Origin of the sequence: Lactiplantibacillus mudanjiangensis, assembly GCF_005405385.1 — a bacterium.
In the GTDB taxonomy this organism is placed as follows: domain Bacteria; phylum Bacillota; class Bacilli; order Lactobacillales; family Lactobacillaceae; genus Lactiplantibacillus; species Lactiplantibacillus mudanjiangensis.
In genome coordinates this window covers 468,592-485,420 of sequence record NZ_BJDY01000002.1, presented here as the reverse complement: position 1 = coordinate 485,420, position 16,829 = coordinate 468,592, and the positions used below count along the sequence as shown (strand labels likewise).

Genomic DNA, 16,829 nt, shown 5'->3' with positions numbered 1-16,829 from the left:
AGAAAAGATAAATGCAAAAAATCAAAATAACGATGAACAATCAAGTTTTTACCGCAAACATTGAAGATAACGCCACTACAGCAGCGTTACTGGCAAAAATACCGCTGGAATTACCGATGCTGAATTTGTATTCGCGTGAATTAACGTATCGGTTCAAAAATGCGTTACCGGCCAATGAACAACGAACCTCGGGTTATACCGTTGGTGATATTGCTTATTGGGCACCGCGCCACAGTTTCGTGATCTTTTATCGGCAAACTGGAGAAGTTATCAGCGCCTTACAAAAAATTGGCCATATTAATCATGGAGACTTAAACGTGCTTCGTCATGCTGGAAATGTCATGATGACGTTTGAGAAAGCCTAGACTAGATAGGGGGACTAGCATGAAGAATATCTTAATTTTAGGCGCGAATGGGCGCATTGCTAGATTAGTTGAACAGCGATTATTAACGGAAACGGATGCTCATTTAACATTGGTTTTGAGAAACGCTAAATGTCTGCCGGTTATTTCGGCAACCCGTGAAACGATTATTGAGGGCGATGTTAGTGATTCACAATTGTTAGCACGCGTGATGGTCAAGCAAGATGTGGTGTACGCTAACTTAGCTGGCAATATGGCGGTATTAGCGCAACGAATTGTTGATGTCATGACTAAAAATGAGATTAAGCCACTGATTTGGGTGACGGGGTCTGGTTTGTATCATGAAACGCCGGAGCCGTTTGGATCTTGGGTAGAAGCGATGGTCGGTCATGCGGCTAAAGAAGATACACGCCGAGCAGCGGCTGTGATTGAAGCTTCCAAGCTGAATTATATGATTATTCGGGCAGCCTACATGACTGATGATCCTAAAATAGATTATGAGTTGACGCAAAAAGGTGAGCAATTCAGAGGCACAATCATTTCTCGGGCCAGTATCGCGGATCTTATTTTAAAGATCATCGCCGATCCCCAAAAATATCGGCGTACTAGTTTGGGAATCTCTCAACCAGGATCTGATGACAAGTTAGCTCAACTGATGGCGGAAAATAGTTAGCGTGAAAAATAAGGATTGACTGGTCAGCTATTGATCAGTCAATCCTTATTTTAGGTTGTTTGTCTAAAGGTTGAAAGCTACTTTTTAGCAATAATCGTTGATATGATAAGCATTCATTGATCAAAATTGGTCATACTTGCCACCTACCGTTCGCCCACTTTGAGCCGGAACGCTGTGGGTGGACCGGTTCAGCCAAAAGGCGGTCTGAACCGTCGTTTTGAGCCACCAAAACCGTGTTTCAAAAACGTTAGGCTCTAAGCGATAAATCGCTAAGGGCCTCCCACGGCTGGGCTCAATGTGGACTCACTCTCGGTTATAGTAGCGATCGCTAAATTGACATAACAAACTAACCGAAGTCAGCCAGTGATGGCGCCGGCCGTGAAGACATCGTTAGTCCGGACGATTTTTCCGGACTTTACGATGTGGACGACTTTTGAGACTAACGGTTTGTGCTAGGCTCAAAAGCGAGGTGGAAGCCCGCACTTTGGCTGGAACCGGTCCCCACAGCAGGCAGAATCGCTGGCTGGCGTAGGTGATCAATTTAGCATGACTTAAGTCAATTCTAGTAAAGCTTTTACCGTCATACTTAACTTTCAACCTTTAGTTGTTTGTAAATAAAGCGGTAGCAGCATATGCGTCACAAGTTCATCAATTTTGTCACTAGGCAAACTCCCGGTCAACATAATTTGGTTAATCAATAATAATGCGGGTAGTTGTCGTTGGTCGTCAGTAATCGTTGGCCGCAATGGGTCATGCCGAGCTTTAGCATGGTCTAGAATCGTGGTCACTGCAGTGGTAATCAGATTATCGCCGTTGATGGCAACCAGTAAGCCACTCACACCAGCTTCATTTGGCATGGTTAACAGGGCTTCTGGTAATAGTTGTTGCCAAATGGTTGCATCAACGGTCGCTAGTAACGGGGTGAACCGACTAAACAAGGTTATCAGGTCGGTTTTTAAATCACCGGTGTTCGGTGCGGTCACCACAATGGCGGGCGCTTGTTGCTGAATCGTCGATAAAACTAAGGCTGCTTTATTAGGCCAGCGGCGATAAATCGCATTTTTATTTGTATGAGCCACTTTAGCGATCGCACTCATGGTGAGTTTGGCATAGCCGACCTCGGCTAGTAGGTCCCATGTTACCGTTAAAATGACCGTATCCAGTTCTTTACCCCAGCGATGTTCAGCCACAGTTGTTCACCCCATCTTAATTAATAGCTTTATTATGCCGATAAATGACTGAGCTTTCAAGCTTGATCTTGTCGGCACCAGCAATATAAGGTACCGAGGATACCAATGTCAGCGATTACCCAAACAATTAAATGACTAATGATTGGCAGATTGCCAGGATGGGCTAGAAGGTATCCTGGAATTGCCCATGGAATGACTTGTCCCAACGGCCGACTAGCAAAGATAATGCCGACAATTAAGGTGATGAATGCTAATGCTGCTGGCATGATGGTACTTTTGGTTTTCACGGCGATTAAGGGCCAGAAGTCCGCTAACAGTAAATTTAACACCAGAGTTCGCCCGATTTTATTGACTAATGCGCCGACTGAAGCGGTTGTTATGGCGCTTGGAAACAATAGCCAGCCTAGGCCTAACGTGATCACGCTTGCTAACAAAGTAACGATGGCTGCAGTGAGTTCAATGGCAATTAACTTCCCCGCAAATAAGGTGGCCCGATTAATCGGTAAAGCGAGCAAGTCTTTAAAGGTGCCATCGGTATATTCACGTGCAAAGACCCAACTACTAATAACGCCAAAGCCCACGAGCCCGATTACGGCAACTAAGAACATTAACGCGTTGTTGCTAAACGTGGTCCAGTTTTCACCACGCTTAATTAGTAGTAAAGCGGTGAAGGCCGCTACGGTCATGGCGATCAGATGACTGGCAAAGATCTTTTTCAATTCAATCCGAGTCACCGTACTTAACGCTAACAATTTAGTTCTTAGCATGGGTTAGCAACCTCCTGATGGATGATATTTAGGAAATATTGAGCCATGGATTCCACTTCCTGATGCCAATCTAATGGCAATAGGTGATGACTGAGTAATAACTGTAATTTGGCAGCGGTATCGCGAGTATCACTCAGTTGAAGTTGGGTCGTCGCAGTGGTCGTCACGGCGATTTGTTTAGTGGTGAGTAATTGTCGCGCTTGCGCAGTTGTGGTGGCATCGGCGAACGTTAAGGCAACGTGTTGGGTCGCGGCCGTTAAATAATCAGCGCGGGTTTGTTGCCGGAGTAACGTGCCGTGATCCAGAATGCCAATAGCGGTGAACATTTTTTCCATTTCGCCTAAGATATGGCTAGAAATTAAAACCGTCACACCTTCGTCTTGGGCTAAATGGGTGAGCAGTTGGCGGACAACCGCTAAGCCTTGCGGGTCTAATCCATTGGTCGGTTCATCTAATAACAAAACCCGTGGCCGATGGATTAACGCTTTAATTAAGCCGATTTTTTGATTGTTGCCCAAGGATAGGTTAGTCACGGGGACGTTACGATATGGGGTTAATTCTAGTCGGTCCATTAAGTCAGTAATCCGGTGTTGCCGAATTGTTTTAGGAATTAAGCGCAGTTGGCCGTAAAGATCTAAATTTTCGGCTACGGTCAGATGGGGATAGGCATGTGGGGTTTCAATTAAGTAACCAACCTGATTCCAAAAGGCGGCGGGTGCCCGTCGAACATCTTGGCCGAGCAAGATTGCCTTACCGTCTGTTGGTTTGAGCATATTTAATAATAAACGCATGGTCGTTGTTTTACCGGCACCATTAAGGCCGATAAAGCCGTAGATCGCTCCGGCCTCAACGTTTAAATTCACCTGGTTAACGGCAATAAATTTTGAATAGCGTTTGGTTAAGTTAGTCGTCGTAATTGCGGCCATAAAATCACTCCTTTGTTAAAATGGTACCGTGGTACTCTATTGGTACTGTAGTACCATAATTCTTTTAGACGCGATTGTCAACTGACGATCGAAAAAAAGTTTGCATCAAAGTGTTGACGAATTTTTGTGGTGAGTGTATACTCATTTATGTTGATGAGTGAGTGATTACTCACAAAGAGAAAAAGAACTTTTAGGAGGACTTTAAAATGGCAACTGCAATTATTGATTTACAACATTTAGCCAAAATATTCGGCAAGCAAACTGTTTTAAAAGATATTAATTTAACCGTTAACGCTGGTGAAATCGTTGGTTTGATCGGGCCATCTGGGGCCGGTAAGTCGACAGTCATCAAGGTAACGTTGGGCATGGAAGTTGCTAGTGGTGGTTCCGCAAAAGTTTTCGATACGCAAATGCCTAACCGACAATTGTTAAGTCGGATTGGCTATATGGCCCAAACCGATGCGCTCTATGATAGTTTATCCGGTTATGAAAATTTGAAATTCTACGGCCAGATGAAAGGGATAAGTAAAGACGACCTTCCTCAAGCGATTCAACATGTGGCCGAAGTCGTCGACTTAACAAAAGATTTAAAGAAGCGAGTTGCCGGGTACTCCGGTGGGATGATGAGACGCTTGTCGTTAGCCATTGCCTTGTTAGGTGATCCGGACCTGTTGATTTTAGATGAACCAACTGTTGGGATTGATCCAGCACTACGCCGTCAAATCTGGGCCGAACTGGGACGGATTCGTGATGCTGGGCGTAGTATTCTCATCACGACTCACGTGATGGATGAAGCGGAATTAGTTGATCGGGTGGCTTTATTACTAGATGGTAAAGTAATGGCCTTCGATGAACCGGTCGTCTTGAAACACGATTATGGTGTCGACAGTATTGAAGATGTTTTCTTAAAAGCCGAGGGAGTTGACTAATATGCGAACAATTGCCATTATGAACCGGGTCCTGAAGGAATTATTCCGGGACAAACGAACATTAGCGTTAATGTTTATTGCACCAATCTTGATTATGTTACTAATGAGTGTGATTTTTAATACGAATTCAACGACCGATGTCAGCATTGGGACGGTTGGTGTTACCAAATCGTTGAATAAAGAACTCGATGGAATCAAGCACGTCAGCGTTAAAAAGTACACGACTAAAGCTAAAGCTAAAAAGGCGTTGAAGGATGACAAAGTTGATGCCATCATCAAAAAGAATGGGAACAACTACCATTTAACGTACGCCAACACCGACTCAACTAAAACGGCGACAGTTAAGCTAGCGTTTAAAAATGCGGTCACCACAACCAGTATTAACAAACTCAAAAGTGCGTTGAAACAAAGCACCAAGGCAACGATGAAATTACAAGCACAATTGCAAGCTCTACAAAAACAAGCCGCTGCCAGTCAAACAACGGCAAAGACGACTAGTACTAAAGCAACTGCCAACAATATGGCAACTAAGTCAACGAGTCAAAAGACACCCAAAATCACCAATTCTTATGTTTATGGTGACAAGGATACTGGTTACTTCGCCAAAATGTTACCAATCTTAATGGGCTTCTTCGTGTTCTTCTTCGTCTTCTTGATTTCCGGGATGGCGTTATTAAAAGAACGGACTACGGGGACGTTGGATCGGTTACTCGCGACCCCCGTGAAACGGTCATCAATTGTCTTTGGGTACATGTTAAGTTATGGTATTTTAGCCATTATCCAAACGATTGAAATCGTTATGGTCACGGTTTGGTTATTAGGGATTGAAGTGGTCGGCAGCCTCGTTAGTGTGGTAATAATTAACTTGCTGTTGGCGTTAGTGGCATTGGCCTTCGGGATCTTACTGTCAACGTTTGCCAATTCCGAATTCCAAATGATGCAATTCATTCCAATCGTGATTGTGCCACAAATTTTCTTCTCCGGATTAATTCCGCTCGATTCAATGGCCAACTGGATTAAAGGGATTTCTTACATCATTCCATTGAAGTATTCTGGCGATGCCGTTAATTCAATTATCATGCGGGGGACGTCAATCATGGATCTTGGTTTTAATATCGGGATGTTGTTAATCTTCCTCGTAGTATTGACGATTTTAAACATTGTCGGGTTACGTCGTTATCGGAAGGTTTAATGATCGTGATTGCTAAGTCGTTTAAAAATAAGGAGTGACTTTGATGCAAGTTAATAGTGTTGAAAAGCTATTTGAAAAAACGTTGGCTGAGTCAGACTTGTCCATCAAACAGCAGCGGGTCTTGAAAACGAGTTTAGAGCTGTTTTCAACGCAAGGTTTTGATCGGACGACGAGTAGCGAAATTGCGGCGCGAGCTGGGGTTGCAGAAGGCACTGTTTTCAAGCAATTTAAGACCAAGCAAGGGATCTTAAATGCTATTTTACAACCGTTTATTGTTCAGGTCGTCCCGATGGCGTTTGAAGAGTTTTTCCAAGAGGTTAAGGTAAATACATTCGCGAATTTTGAAGCGTTTATTACTTATTTGATTAAGGATCGAATGACCTTTGCTATGGAAAATCAACGCCAAATTAAAATTTTTATCCAAGAGATTATTCGTAATCCTCAGCTGATTGAACTTGTTGGCGATCGCTGGCAACTACTGATCCAAGGCAATTTGAGCCGAATCTTTGATCAATTTAAGCAAAATGGGGAAATTATTGCTTGGTCCACTAGTCGGATTATGCAATATATGGCAAGCACCATGATGGGGTACGTCATGCCACGAATAATTATGGAGACGGATCAATCGTTTGATATCGACCAGGCTAGTCAAGAAGCAGTTGCTTTCTTGATGCGTGGTTTGGCACCAAGTAACTAAATGAATGAGCAACGATCTTAGCCCGCGGATCGTTGCTTTTTTTGGTTGACGATAACTGAATGATTAGTTAGTATTGCATAGAAGCTAATAATGAGGTGACGAGATGCGTACTAAAGATGAAAACAAGGTCAAAGCGATCAAACAAGCGGTGATTGAGTTGTGTGATACGATCGGCTTAGCCAATATGACGACGGCTAAAGTTGCTAAAGAAGCTGGGGTTAGTCCGGCAACCATTTATTTGTATTATCAAGATAAAACGGATCTTTTAAGTCGACTTTATGAAGAAGTTAAAGATGATTTACATCGTGGCTTGGCTGGGGCAATCACGGCGGCCGGTGACGATGTAACGGCGCAACTACGCGCGATGTTACAATTTTCAGTGGATCGAGCACGAGAATTTCCCAAAGAATCGCATTTTGTTTCAACCCTTTGGACGAGTCAAGAATTATTAGATGACGCGGCTAAAGCGAGTGGTAACACAGCACCCGGGCCACTATTAACGCTCTATCAGCGGTTGCAGGCCGATGATAAGATTGTGGATGCGCCGATACCGGTATTAGCCGCTTTTGCAAGTGTCCCAACGTTGATTTTGCAAACAGCCGATGATGACGCGGCTAGTTTGACGCAAGCCATTGACCTAGTGGTTAAAGCATTGATGAAATAGGTAGCAACGCAAGTATTTGGTCGTTAACCTAAATGCTTGTTTTTTTGAGTGTTCCGCTTGCCTTGAAGTGGACTTTAAGGTGTAAAGTGAACTTATTAATTAACGGAGGTCTTCTAACATGAAAACAGCATTTTTTGTTGAACCAGGTAAAGTTGAAGCACAAGACTTACCCAAAGCAACAGTCGAAAAGCCAACCGATGCCGTCTTAAAAATTGTCCGGGCATGTGTGTGCGGCTCAGATTTATGGTGGTATCGTGGCATTTCTAAACGTGAACCATCACCCGTTGGTCATGAAGCGATTGGAATCGTGGAATCTGTCGGTGATGACGTCACTAATGTCAAACCCGGTGACTTTGTGATTGCGCCATTTACGCATGGTTGTGGACACTGTGCCGCTTGTTTAGCCGGTTTTGATGGTGATTGTTTGAATCGCGATTCAGATGATAAAGAAGTCGTGGGCTATCAAGGGGAATATTTACGATTTAAGAATGCCGATTGGGCGTTAGTGAAGATTCCAGGGCAACCTAGTGATTATACCGATGATCAATTAAACGATTTGTTGACCTTGTCCGATGTCATGGCCACCGGCTACCATGCGGCTAAAATGGCGGAAGTCAAAGCTGGCGACACTGTCGTTGTGATGGGTGATGGCGCTGTTGGGTTGTGTGGAGTGATTGGTGCAAAATTATTAGGAGCCAAACGCATCATTGCCATGAGTCGGCATGAAGACCGTCAAAAGTTGGCTAAAGCCTTTGGCGCAACGGATATTGTGCCTGAACGTGGCGATGAAGCGGTTGAACGCGTCATGGCTTTAACGGATGGTGGCGCCGATGCTGTCTTAGAATGTGTTGGGATGGAGCAGTCGGTTGATACGGCCGTCAAAGTTGGCCGCCCCGGAGCTGTCGTTGGTCGCGTTGGTGTCCCACAAAAAGCCACGATGAATACGAATGACTTGTTCTGGCGCAATATTGGCTTACGCGGTGGGATTGCCGCTGTTACAACATATGATCGCGAAACGCTACTAGACGCCGTATTAAAAGGCGAGATTCATCCTGGTAAAGTCTTTACGCAACGGTTTGATTTAGATCACGTGCAACAAGCTTATGAAGCCATGGATCAACGCAAAGCAATTAAGTCGTTGTTGGTAATTAGTGACTAATTTAATTAGCGGTCGTTAACTGAGTTAATCGGTTAGCGGCTTTTTTGTTAGGGTTGCAATTTAATGATTAAAGTTCTACAATTTCATTGAGTTGCGACTCAATGAAATGGAGATGATTAAATGCCGAATCAACGACAACTACAAAAAAGCCAAACGCGTGCCAAGGTTGTCGACGTGGCTATGCAAGTCTATGCAGAGCAGAACTTAAGCACGTCTACGTTAGCTGTTGCAAAAGCAGCTCATGTCTCACATGGCACGATCTTTGCCCATTTTCCGACTAAAGATGACTTACTAATTGCGATGGTACAGCAAGTTTGTACGCCATTGGTGACGGCAACCGACGCGGCAACTTCATTACCCGACTTTTTACAACAACATATCGCGGTATTGACCAAGTATGAAGCGTTATATCGGCGGTTCATTAGCGAACAAGATGCATTACCTGCGGCGGCTAAACAAGTATTGGTCGCGGCACAAGCAACGGTGGCGGTTCATTTTCAGGCGGCCTTAGCAACCACCTCAGTTAAGTCGATCGCACCGGGACTGTTGTTCAATACGTGGCAAGGGTTAGTCCAGTATTATTTACTTAATTCGGAACAGTTCGCACCAACCGGATCGGTATTAGCCCGATACGGAGACACATTAATTGACACCTTTGAACGGCTTATTAGCTAGGAGGAAATTTAATGAAAAAATGTATTGCTTGTGGTATGCCGATGCGGCAAGCGAGTGATTTTGCGCAAGGCAATCCAGATCTAGATTACTGTAAGTATTGTACGCGACCGGATGGGCGTATGTGCAGTTTTGAAGAGAATCAACACCGGCTGGTAAACTTAATGGTAAAGACGCAAGGCCTTGATCGCGCGGTCGCAGTGGCGCAAGTCGATGCTAGCATGCGGCAATTACCGGCGTGGCAAGCACATTATCAAGAGGAAGATCGCTAATGAAAGACTTAATGGCATTACCAAACATTGGGAAAGTATTGGCGCAAAAATTAATTCAAGCGGGGATTGAAACACCGCAGGATCTTGCACAGCAAGGGAGTCAAGCGGCCTTTGCGGCAATTAAAGCGCAAGATCCAACTGCCTGTATTCAATTGTTGTATTCGTTAGAAGGGGCGATTGAAAATTGTCCTTATCAAAAATTGCCAGCGGATAAAAAGCAGATTTTAAAAGCCTATTTTAAAGCGTGTGCAGTGCTAGGTGCATAATTGAAAAAACGTTTTTGTAAATTGTTACTTTAACTAAAATCTTAATAACAATCCCAGCAACTAGGAAAAGCTAGCGTCGTTCTTTTTGCACGATCTAGAGACGATTGGTTCACGAGTCATGCACGCGTAATTAATGGTACAATATAGCATATAATATTTATTACACACATAATATTTTATATACGAGGACTATACAGAAGGGAGCGATTTTAGATGCCTTGGAGCGAAAAAAAAGGAATGCAATCTGAAAAATCATTGGGAGAGTGGTTTACACCAAGCTTACCAGCGGTTGATAATTATGTTGATCGGGGAATTTTAGATAAGAAAATTTTTCGTGAATTTGCACAAAAAGGTCGCCAAGTTTTAGTATATGGTCCAACCGGTGCAGGTAAGACAAGCATGGTACTTGATAATTTGGGCCGATTGCAAGAACAATACCAGACTAAATATGTTCGTGTCACGATGACTAATGAAACAACAACTGAATCTTTTATTGCGGATGTTGCCAATCAGTTAAACTTGGAACGTGATGTGCAAGTTATTAAAACTGATGAAAATGGTCAAAGCATAAAGGGCGGACTTAAAATATTAAAATGGTTTGATATTTCTGCTGGTGTTCAAGATAAAGTTTCAAAGTAAACGATTACTGAACATTATACTGGAACTGATGACTTCTCAGTTTTAGAAAACGTATTGTTTACAACAAATACAGTATTGATTGTGGATGATATGGAGAACTTAACGGATGCTGCTCGTCCATTAAGAATACGGTTAGCTGAGATTGCAAAAAATATGTCAGATGATGCGATTAATTATCCAAATTCCTATGCTAAAATTATCTTTGTCGGTATAGCGGAAACTGCTGAGCAATTATGGCATGATGTTCAATCTTTAAAGAGTCGTTTGGCGACGATTAAAGTACCCTACTTAAATCATGATGAAAGTAATGCTATTCTTGAAAATGGTTGGCGTAAGTCTTCACTAAGTAGTTCTGAGGAACAAGTTAAACGTGCGACTTATATCTCAAGTGGGATTGGTAAAGTCGTTCATGAAATTGGACAAAAGACAGGTTATGCTGCTATTGACGATGAAACATTACAAATTAAAGATGAACATATTGATACCGCAATTCATGACATTTTAGATGTTAATGAATTAGATTATGAAGAGATTTTGGAAAGTGCTAAAAATCGAAATAAAACGAAGACTCGTGTTAGAAACAATGTGTTGTATGTGATGGCAAACAGTGATGAAATGAGCATGACAAGTCAAGAGGTTCTTAAGGCTGTTAATGAATTGCGTAAAGACTCCGATTTGAAAATTAGTTCTATTAGCCCTGCTTTGTCAAAGCTAAAGTCAATGAATGTATTGACACAAGAAACTCGAAATAAGTGGCATTACTTTGATCCAATGTTTAAAGCTTATGTTCGTGAACATAGAAATGAATTATTGGATAAAGACAACGAGGCACAGGTTTAGATCAAACAGTTATATAGGAAGTGTATTTAGTTCTGTAAAGCCAAACTTGGTTTTACAGATTTTTTTCAACTAAAGGTTACAGTAAAGTCTCGGCATGCCAGGTTTTACTGTGTAAAAATAGACATGAATCACGCCATTTTTGAGACTGCTTTTCTGAATAATAACGCCACTGATTAAAACTTTTATTAGTTCTGTGATTACTTATCTGTTAAAATATTAATCAATTATTTTTTGAATGAGGTGTTGAAATGGCATGTACAACTTTTTTGGTCGGAAAAAACGCTAGCGTGGATGGCTCAACGATGATTGCGCGTGCAGAAGACGGCGGTGATGGTCCAAATCCGCAAAAGTTTGTGGTCGTGACTCCTGATCAACAGCCGAAAACCTATCACGCTATTTTAACGAGTGTGACGGTTCCGCTTCCTGCAAGTCCGTTAAGTTACACTGCTACGCCAGATGTTGATTCGTCGGCTGGAATTTGGGCGGGGGCTGGCATTAATGGGGCCAACGTAGCAATGACGGCCACCGAAACAATTACAACAAATAGCCGAGTACAAGGGGCAGATCCTTTCGTGGCCAATGGATTAGGAGAAGCTGATTTCTTAACCATCGTGTTACCATACATTCATTCTGCCAGAGCTGGGGTACAACGCTTGGGCGCTTTGCTTGAAAAGTATGGGACTTATGAAGCGAATGGGATTGCATTTTCAGATTGCGATGAAGTTTGGTATATGGAAACTTTGGGTGGTCACCACTGGGCTGCCATGAAAATTCCTGATGATGCCTATGTCATTGCCCCTAATCGGTTGAACATTGATCAGTTTGATATAAAATCCGATATGACATTGTGTTCTGCAGATTTAGAAGCTTTTATTGTGGAACATCACTTAAATCCTGACTTAAAAGGGTTAAACTTACGGCATACGTTTGGTAGTGCCACTATAAAAGATACGGCTTATAATAACCCCCGTGCTTGGTATGTCCAGCAGCATTTCACGCCAACCAGTAATCGAACGCCTATTGATCAAGAGTTGCCTTTTATTCAGCGTGCAAGTCGTAAATTAACCGTATCCGATGTGAAATGGGCATTAAGCTCACATTATCAAAACACACCCTTCGATCCATATGGACACGGTTCCTCGATAGAAAAAGAACAGTATCGAGCAATCGCACTTAACAGAAACTTAGAAACGCATGTCTTACAAATTCGTAATCATGTACCGGCCGATTTGGCAGGTGTTCATTGGTTAGCTTTTGGTCCCAATACGTTTAATGAGTTAGCACCTTTCTATGCTCATGTGACTGATACACCAATGCGTTATCGTGATACGCCGACGAGTTTTGACGCACAAACGATTTTTTGGTTGAATAAAACGTTGGCGTTAATGGGTGATCGTAACTTTGAGCTATATCAAGAATTAGTGGCTAATTTTCAGGAACAGGTCATGGCTAAAATGCGAAGTATGTTATTAAGTACGAAGCCTACTGATAACTTAGAAGCGGTTAATGAACGTATCGCTGAAACAATGTTTGCTGATGCGATGGCGTTACTCGGAAAGATGACTGTGCTTGGATCACAACAAATGAAATTAAGCTATGACTTATTGGATTAACTATAAAAAAGTTAGAAAAATTCACCTAGAGTCAAATAGGAATATAAACGAAAGAAGATCAACGACTGGTATAAAAACGCAGTCGTTGATCTTTTATTTTTTTAGCCGAATTGTCATTAATAAAGGACATTTTTTGCATCTTCGAATAGATATAGTCGAAATGTGTGACAAATGGCTGCTCTCTCTGCTTAGCTACGGCATACGAACGATTAAAAATACACAATCATTAGCCATTATTGAAATTTGACCTAACATTACCTGGATGTAGCGCATTTACCAGTACACCATAATCATAAGATTCATTTGCTAAGCCATACGTTAACATAATCAAGGCCAGTTTTGACTGGAAATAGGCAGCCATTGCTCGATAATCATGTTTTGCTTGAGTAACGGTAGTAATAATTTTGTGAGTAAGATTAGTGAAAGCACATTAAAAAAACAACTAGATTCTGTAATTGAGTCTAGTTGGTTTCGTTAAAATGAAATTATAACTGAGTCCTGGAAACCGTGTTGGGTAATATAGTGAAGCTATTGTTGATGCATAAACGCATATTTAGCCGAATTGACAATTTCAGTTGCAAAATGTAATTTGTGGCCATCAGCAATTGCTTGCGGCGCTTTGCCGGGACAGAAAAATGTTGATTTTAATGTAAATCCAGTAGCACTTGGTCGAAACTGGTGGCAGGCACCAACGTGGATTGGCGTATCATCACTTTTGAGTAAGAATTGACCACAGACGATCATTGGATAATCCAAATCACGCTCGAAGGGTAACCCACCAGGGATTGTTTGGCTGGCAATACCGTGAACATAGACGGGTTCGCCAAACATTCCGAAGGCTTCCATGCCACGTTGACCTGAATGAATATCACCAATGATAATATAATGTTCTGGATTCACACTGAGTGCGGCATTGCTGTCAAAACTACCATTGATAACCGACATCGTTTCTTGAAAGCCAATGCCGGACACTTCTGTAATAGTAGTGCCGATGTGTGACTTCCGGGGATCATAATCCTGATTATAGGCTTTCCAACGACGTTCGGCATCAGCTTCAACATCTCTGAATAGTTGCAACATACCTTTTTCGCCTAAAGTGGTACGTGCTTGATAAGAAATTTTAGTGGCAACTTCAGGAGCCAACCAGTTTAAATCAGTATGACTTAGTGATTGGTTATCTAATCTCAAATCAACGCCGAGTGCCTTCAGTTCGTGTAAAACATGTAATGTTCGTTCATATTGGTAGCGATCGAGTTGTGTCTGCGTGTATGCTGTGTCGTCAATGAAGACTTTATAAGTTAAATTTGTCATGATGGGGCCTCCTTAGTTTATCTAGTGCTATTATTTAGGGAACGGTCTTACGGGGCCAGTACGAGGATCAATGAAGTGTCCAATTTTGGACAAAAATGAACACTTTGTCAGATATTAGGAGGTAACAAATGAACCTGTCGTCAATGAATAGAAGTCAACGAGATATTCAAATGGCTTTTTTGAAATTATTGCAGGAAAGGTCGTTTGACATGATGACAATTTCGTTAATTGCTAAGCAAGCACAAGTATCACGTCAAACGTTTTACACGTATTATCCTAGTTTGTTTGATTTGGCCACGGCAGTATTAACGGTGTATCTAGCGCCAATCAAACAGACCGTGAAAGCACGAGTTAACGCAATGCAGGATAAGTCATTTGCCGTAACTTATCAGGAAATGGCCCCAATGCTGGCTACTGAGTTGCTCGAAAAGCGCGCGGATTATGTCGCTTTAAGAAAATTACCATTAGGACAAAATGGGTTTGATGCTCGACTGAAATCAATTTTAAAAACAACATTGAGTGACGCTTATCAAGGTGAAATGGACCAATTGACGCAAAGTTTTATTGCCCATTTAATGATGGCTGAATTGGACTATATTTTTGAGACGGGCGAGTTGCCAACTGCTACTAGGCTAGTTGCAAGTATTGCTAAGGTTCAACAGCTGTTTCGATAAATTGTCAATTTAAGGGCTGGTAAGTGAACAAGGATAGTTTTTGGGATGAGACCACCTTGGCGATTTGGTTGAATTAGAAAAATCGTTTCCTAGCCAGTCTGGTCGATTTATGATATTGGCACATTCGCGCAAACTGCAAGCCGTGAGGTCGATACGATGGTCGCATATAAAAATATTAAGTATCAGGATGAAGTGCGTGACCAATTCACGATTCCGGTGCTTTTTTGAACATTTTAAAGTCAATTTGCAGTCTTATGTTTCACTTTACAGATGCAACCTTGAACAAGGTAAAGTGGTGTCTATGCAGCGAGTTGGCGATAGATACTAATAATTTGAGTGACGATACCAATGCTCATGTTGGTGAATTATTTCGGCAGAATCGTAAATAGTTGAAACAACAGTTAAATGTTTATGGTCGGGCCGATCTGTCTAAATAAGAAATTGCCACGGTATTAGTCACCGTGAAAGATTCAGAATGGATTGGATAGGAATTAAAGCTAAAGATGTTTGATGAGAAAATTTAAAAGTGGCCTGATTCATTTTGAATTGGGCCTAGAAGTTAAACTATGAATTGCCGTTTCCTTTGTTAATTTAAGTTTAGGTATGTTGTCTTTTGGGGTCATATTAAGAAAGAAAAAAGTGCGTACTTATTTTTTTGATTTCGTGGATGTATAGTGAAGCTGTGCATTTTTATATAAATGACATGAATTCTAGATAGGTGGCGTTAAAGTAATGTCTAAAAGTTATTCGATTGCAATTTTGGGTGCTACAGGAGCTGTAGGAACGCGAATGATCGATCAGCTGGCAAAATCTGATATTAAAGTGTCTAAGCTGTGTTTACTGGCTTCCAAGCGGTCAGCTGGAAAAATATTGGTTTTTCGTGGACGGCATCTGAAGGTTCAAGAAGCTTTTCCCGAGTCATTTGATGGTATTGATATTGTATTGGCATCTGCAGGTGGTAAGGTGTCTGCAAGCTTGCTTCCCGAAGCCGTTAAGCGGGGGGGCTGTTTGTATCGACAACACATCATATTTTCGAATGAATGATGATGTTCCGTTGGTGGTTCCTGAAGTGAATGCAGAATGTGTAAAAGCGCATCATGGAATTATTGCCAATCCAAATTGTTCGACTATTCAAATGGCAGTGGCTCTGAATCCGGTACGACAAAAGTATGGGTTAAATCAGATTATTGTTTCGACATATCAAGCAGCGGGTGGTGCTGGACAAGCTGGTATTGATGAACTATACCAAGAGGCAACCGCGTATTTGAACGATGAACCTATGGAAAGTAAAATCTTGCCTGTAAAAGGTGGTCAAAAGCATTATCCAATTGCTTTCAACTTATTACCACAAATCGATGTTTTTGAGGATGCAGACTACACTCATGAGGAGTGGAAAATGATTCATGAAACAAAGAAAATTATGTGTGGAGATAAGAACAGTCAACAATTAAAAGTCACAGCGACTTGTGTTCGTGTTCCGGTTCCTATTACACATGGTGAAACAATCTACTTTATGACCGATACAGCGCCAACGCCTGATGAAATTCGGACCACGTTAGAGACTGCTCCCGGAGTAATCGTACAGGATGATCCTAAGCGTCAAATTTATCCACAGCCGGTTGAAGTTGTTGGAAGTCAACAAACTTTCGTTGGGCGCATCCGTTCGGATATGGAAAATAATCGTGCCTATCATATGTGGGTTGTTGCCGACAATTTAGTTAAGGGTGCTGCGTGGAATGCTGTGCAAATTGCTGAAGAATTAATCAAGCAAGATGAGGTTCATGGGTCACAAGAATTTGCAAATCTATTCTGATGTATAGTGTGGCGAGGCCAAGAGTGCGTACTAAGTGTTATTCATAATGAATTTTAAAACTGTCTTTTCTGAAAATAAGTCTTCAGAAAGGACAGTTTTTGATTGGGCTTCTCTTAGTTTGATGTAAGAATCATTCTGAATGAAAGAACACTATAGTTATAGCATTTACT

19 protein-coding genes and 1 pseudogene are annotated in these 16,829 nt (G+C 41.9%); 15 read left to right on the top strand and 5 right to left on the bottom strand.

What is annotated here, in order from left to right; genetic code table 11:
• Positions 1-11: 11 nt before the first annotated feature.
• Complete coding sequence (locus tag FFM84_RS03275) at positions 12-365, top strand: cyclophilin-like fold protein (protein ID WP_130843422.1); 354 nt, start codon at positions 12-14, stop codon at positions 363-365.
• Positions 366-384: 19 nt separating this feature from the next.
• Entirely contained in the window at positions 385-1,035 is a 651-nt protein-coding gene (locus FFM84_RS03270; protein WP_130843423.1) for an NAD(P)H-binding protein, read from the top strand.
• 593 nt (positions 1,036-1,628) lie between these two features.
• Here the strand turns inward: FFM84_RS03270 and FFM84_RS03265 are convergent.
• Genes FFM84_RS03265 through FFM84_RS03255 form a run of 3 tightly spaced genes read right to left on the bottom strand, consistent with a single transcriptional unit; the run spans position 1,629 to position 3,918 of the window.
• On the bottom strand, positions 1,629-2,225 hold the full coding sequence (locus FFM84_RS03265; protein WP_130843424.1) for a helix-turn-helix domain-containing protein: 597 nt from the start codon (positions 2,223-2,225) through the stop codon (positions 1,629-1,631).
• A gap of 56 nt (positions 2,226-2,281) precedes the next feature.
• A complete protein-coding gene (locus tag FFM84_RS03260) occupies positions 2,282-2,992 on the bottom strand; it encodes an ABC transporter permease (protein ID WP_130843425.1) in 711 nt (236 codons plus the stop codon).
• Positions 2,986-3,918, bottom strand: coding sequence for an ABC transporter ATP-binding protein (locus FFM84_RS03255; protein ID WP_130843426.1), 933 nt, complete (start codon positions 3,916-3,918; stop codon positions 2,986-2,988). The genes FFM84_RS03260 and FFM84_RS03255 overlap by 7 nt, the downstream gene beginning before the upstream one ends.
• Positions 3,919-4,124: 206 nt before the next feature.
• Here FFM84_RS03255 and FFM84_RS03250 point away from each other — a divergent pair, with 206 nt between their 5' ends.
• The 11 genes from FFM84_RS03250 to FFM84_RS03200 all read left to right on the top strand — a co-directional run bounded on the left by FFM84_RS03250 (position 4,125) and on the right by FFM84_RS03200 (position 12,861).
• Complete coding sequence (locus FFM84_RS03250; protein WP_130843427.1) at positions 4,125-4,847, top strand: ABC transporter ATP-binding protein; 723 nt, start codon at positions 4,125-4,127, stop codon at positions 4,845-4,847.
• Between the two features lies 1 nt (position 4,848).
• Positions 4,849-6,039, top strand: a complete 1,191-nt coding sequence (locus tag FFM84_RS03245) for an ABC transporter permease (RefSeq protein WP_130843428.1) — start codon at positions 4,849-4,851, stop codon at positions 6,037-6,039.
• A 43-nt stretch (positions 6,040-6,082) separates the two neighbouring features.
• The gene (locus FFM84_RS03240; RefSeq protein WP_130843429.1) at positions 6,083-6,736 is read left to right on the top strand and encodes a TetR/AcrR family transcriptional regulator; all 654 of its coding nucleotides are present in this window, start codon (positions 6,083-6,085) and stop codon (positions 6,734-6,736) included.
• A gap of 103 nt (positions 6,737-6,839) precedes the next feature.
• Complete coding sequence (locus FFM84_RS03235; RefSeq protein WP_130843430.1) at positions 6,840-7,400, top strand: TetR/AcrR family transcriptional regulator; 561 nt, start codon at positions 6,840-6,842, stop codon at positions 7,398-7,400.
• 118 nt (positions 7,401-7,518) lie between these two features.
• Positions 7,519-8,559 (top strand): zinc-dependent alcohol dehydrogenase family protein, encoded by a 1,041-nt coding sequence (locus FFM84_RS03230; protein WP_130843431.1) that lies wholly within the window; start codon positions 7,519-7,521, stop codon positions 8,557-8,559.
• A 120-nt stretch (positions 8,560-8,679) separates the two neighbouring features.
• The gene (locus tag FFM84_RS03225) at positions 8,680-9,234 is read left to right on the top strand and encodes a TetR/AcrR family transcriptional regulator (RefSeq protein ID WP_130843432.1); all 555 of its coding nucleotides are present in this window, start codon (positions 8,680-8,682) and stop codon (positions 9,232-9,234) included.
• 11 nt (positions 9,235-9,245) lie between these two features.
• Complete coding sequence (locus tag FFM84_RS03220) at positions 9,246-9,503, top strand: zinc ribbon domain-containing protein (RefSeq protein WP_130843433.1); 258 nt, start codon at positions 9,246-9,248, stop codon at positions 9,501-9,503.
• Positions 9,503-9,769 (top strand): TfoX/Sxy family protein, encoded by a 267-nt coding sequence (locus tag FFM84_RS03215; RefSeq protein ID WP_130843434.1) that lies wholly within the window; start codon positions 9,503-9,505, stop codon positions 9,767-9,769. The genes FFM84_RS03220 and FFM84_RS03215 overlap by 1 nt, the downstream gene beginning before the upstream one ends.
• 213 nt (positions 9,770-9,982) lie before the next feature.
• Positions 9,983-10,408, top strand: coding sequence for an ATP-binding protein (locus FFM84_RS03210; RefSeq protein ID WP_130843435.1), 426 nt, complete (start codon positions 9,983-9,985; stop codon positions 10,406-10,408).
• 90 nt (positions 10,409-10,498) lie between these two features.
• Positions 10,499-11,248, top strand: coding sequence for a hypothetical protein (locus FFM84_RS03205; RefSeq protein WP_137643803.1), 750 nt, complete (start codon positions 10,499-10,501; stop codon positions 11,246-11,248).
• 248 nt (positions 11,249-11,496) lie between these two features.
• On the top strand, positions 11,497-12,861 hold the full coding sequence (locus tag FFM84_RS03200) for a C69 family dipeptidase (protein ID WP_130843437.1): 1,365 nt from the start codon (positions 11,497-11,499) through the stop codon (positions 12,859-12,861).
• A 226-nt stretch (positions 12,862-13,087) separates the two neighbouring features.
• Here FFM84_RS03200 and FFM84_RS16460 read toward each other — a convergent pair whose 3' ends face one another.
• Positions 13,088-13,261 (bottom strand): SDR family NAD(P)-dependent oxidoreductase, encoded by a 174-nt coding sequence (locus tag FFM84_RS16460; protein ID WP_225425236.1) that lies wholly within the window; start codon positions 13,259-13,261, stop codon positions 13,088-13,090.
• 128 nt (positions 13,262-13,389) lie between these two features.
• Positions 13,390-14,172 (bottom strand): hypothetical protein, encoded by a 783-nt coding sequence (locus tag FFM84_RS03190; RefSeq protein WP_130843439.1) that lies wholly within the window; start codon positions 14,170-14,172, stop codon positions 13,390-13,392.
• A gap of 128 nt (positions 14,173-14,300) precedes the next feature.
• Between FFM84_RS03190 and FFM84_RS03185 the strand changes: the two genes are divergently transcribed.
• A complete protein-coding gene (locus FFM84_RS03185) occupies positions 14,301-14,846 on the top strand; it encodes a TetR/AcrR family transcriptional regulator (protein ID WP_130843440.1) in 546 nt (181 codons plus the stop codon).
• A gap of 732 nt (positions 14,847-15,578) precedes the next feature.
• A pseudogene (locus FFM84_RS03175) lies at positions 15,579-16,659 on the top strand (aspartate-semialdehyde dehydrogenase).
• Positions 16,660-16,829: the final 170 nt, after the last annotated feature.

What these genes read in the sequence shown, in the direction of transcription:
- FFM84_RS03250 (WP_130843427.1), top strand. Translation starts at nt 4,125, where the DNA reads ATGGCAACTGCAATTATTGATTTACAACATTTAGCCAAAATATTCGGC.
- FFM84_RS03190 (WP_130843439.1), bottom strand. Translation starts at nt 14,172, where the DNA reads ATGACAAATTTAACTTATAAAGTCTTCATTGACGACACAGCATACACG.
- FFM84_RS03270 (WP_130843423.1), top strand. Translation starts at nt 385, where the DNA reads ATGAAGAATATCTTAATTTTAGGCGCGAATGGGCGCATTGCTAGATTA.
- FFM84_RS03230 (WP_130843431.1), top strand. Translation starts at nt 7,519, where the DNA reads ATGAAAACAGCATTTTTTGTTGAACCAGGTAAAGTTGAAGCACAAGAC.
- FFM84_RS03220 (WP_130843433.1), top strand. Translation starts at nt 9,246, where the DNA reads ATGAAAAAATGTATTGCTTGTGGTATGCCGATGCGGCAAGCGAGTGAT.
- FFM84_RS03225 (WP_130843432.1), top strand. Translation starts at nt 8,680, where the DNA reads ATGCCGAATCAACGACAACTACAAAAAAGCCAAACGCGTGCCAAGGTT.
- FFM84_RS03205 (WP_137643803.1), top strand. Translation starts at nt 10,499, where the DNA reads ATGGAGAACTTAACGGATGCTGCTCGTCCATTAAGAATACGGTTAGCT.
- FFM84_RS03245 (WP_130843428.1), top strand. Translation starts at nt 4,849, where the DNA reads ATGCGAACAATTGCCATTATGAACCGGGTCCTGAAGGAATTATTCCGG.
- FFM84_RS03235 (WP_130843430.1), top strand. Translation starts at nt 6,840, where the DNA reads ATGCGTACTAAAGATGAAAACAAGGTCAAAGCGATCAAACAAGCGGTG.
- FFM84_RS03260 (WP_130843425.1), bottom strand. Translation starts at nt 2,992, where the DNA reads ATGCTAAGAACTAAATTGTTAGCGTTAAGTACGGTGACTCGGATTGAA.
- FFM84_RS03240 (WP_130843429.1), top strand. Translation starts at nt 6,083, where the DNA reads ATGCAAGTTAATAGTGTTGAAAAGCTATTTGAAAAAACGTTGGCTGAG.
- FFM84_RS03185 (WP_130843440.1), top strand. Translation starts at nt 14,301, where the DNA reads ATGAACCTGTCGTCAATGAATAGAAGTCAACGAGATATTCAAATGGCT.
- FFM84_RS03275 (WP_130843422.1), top strand. Translation starts at nt 12, where the DNA reads ATGCAAAAAATCAAAATAACGATGAACAATCAAGTTTTTACCGCAAAC.
- FFM84_RS03210 (WP_130843435.1), top strand. Translation starts at nt 9,983, where the DNA reads ATGCCTTGGAGCGAAAAAAAAGGAATGCAATCTGAAAAATCATTGGGA.
- FFM84_RS03200 (WP_130843437.1), top strand. Translation starts at nt 11,497, where the DNA reads ATGGCATGTACAACTTTTTTGGTCGGAAAAAACGCTAGCGTGGATGGC.
- FFM84_RS03215 (WP_130843434.1), top strand. Translation starts at nt 9,503, where the DNA reads ATGAAAGACTTAATGGCATTACCAAACATTGGGAAAGTATTGGCGCAA.
- FFM84_RS03255 (WP_130843426.1), bottom strand. Translation starts at nt 3,918, where the DNA reads ATGGCCGCAATTACGACGACTAACTTAACCAAACGCTATTCAAAATTT.